The organism is Collinsella aerofaciens (assembly GCF_039752775.1).
Taxonomy (GTDB): Bacteria; Actinomycetota; Coriobacteriia; order Coriobacteriales; family Coriobacteriaceae; genus Collinsella; species Collinsella aerofaciens_R.
The window spans coordinates 1-1,210 of sequence record NZ_JBDMGT010000070.1; the positions used below are offsets into that span (position 1 = coordinate 1).

The following is a 1,210-nucleotide window of genomic DNA, read 5'->3' on the forward strand; positions in this document are numbered from 1 at the left end:
TACAGCTGGCATTATTGTTTTATTTAATTCATAAAGCTTAGCATTAGTTTTAACTCCCCTATTTTTTAAGGAAGTTCCTTCAGAGATTGTATCTACTATATTTTGAGCATATATTTCTGCTTTTCCCCCTTTTTCACAAACCCAAGTTCCTGTACCTAAAGGACCATCAAATTTGTCATAACATTTATCAAAGTGTATAGAAATGAATAAATCTGCATTAAAATTATTAGCTTTATCTACTCCAAGTTTTAAATCAGTATTAACATCACAGTCTCCTGGAGTAACATCTAAAACTTCAAAATTATTTTCAATTAAGTTTTTAATAACAGCTTTATAAACTTTTCTATCTTCTATAGTTTCATCTATTAACCCACAAGCACCTTTTGCTAAAAAGTTATGTCCACCACGTATAGCTATTTTCATATTATCACCTTTCTTTCTTAAATTTTTATGTTCTTATATATTAAAAAGTGTTAGAATTTGATTTTGTAAACATAAAAATTAAAGAAAGTTAGATTTTTATAAAAAATAGATATTTACAAAATAGACTAAAAAAAGCTTTTTATATAGTATAAGCTTTTAGTCTATTTTTTTATTGTTTGGGTTTATTGACTTATTTATGAAAAAGTTGTAAAATTAATACGAACATATGTTCGGTTAGAAAATAGAACATTTTATTAAAAAATAAAAACACTCTACCATGCAAAAAATAAATTAATAGGGGTAGAGTGCGTATGAGTGAATTATATAAAAATATAGTATTATGTCAAAAAGGAGATAAAAAGGCTATAGAATATATAATAAATAAGTTTGAAATATTAATTAATAAATATAAAATGTCTTTTCTTAAAGAGATCTACTTTAATAGTTATGATGTTGAAGATAATAAACAAGATTTAATAGTTAGTTTAATAAATATAGTTAATAAAATACCTATTGATAATCCTCAATTTGAAAATGAAGGGTGTTTAGTTAATTATATTTATAAATCAATATTAAACAGTAGAAAGGACATGTATATAAATAAAAATATAAAAAGATATTTTATTGAAAGTCAGTCTTTATCAAGCATGGTAGAGTTTAAAGATAAGCCTTTAGTAAAATATATAGAATCTAATATTGAAATTGAAGATATGCTAAAATGCCTTACAGAAAAAGAACAAAAGGTTATAAAATATAAATTTTTAAATGATAAAAGTGAGGTAGAGAT

At 23.1% G+C, this 1,210-nt stretch carries 2 protein-coding genes; one reads left to right on the top strand and one right to left on the bottom strand.

Going from position 1 to position 1,210, the window contains the following annotated elements:
* Positions 1-423 (bottom strand): N-acetylmuramoyl-L-alanine amidase (locus ABHR63_RS09975; protein ID WP_346966006.1); only part of this gene is annotated, 423 nt, incomplete at its 3' end.
* 311 nt (positions 424-734) lie between these two features.
* Between ABHR63_RS09975 and ABHR63_RS09980 the strand changes: the two genes are divergently transcribed.
* Positions 735-1,210, top strand: a 476-nt coding sequence (locus ABHR63_RS09980; protein WP_346966007.1) for a helix-turn-helix domain-containing protein, incomplete at its 3' end; no start/stop codon positions are given.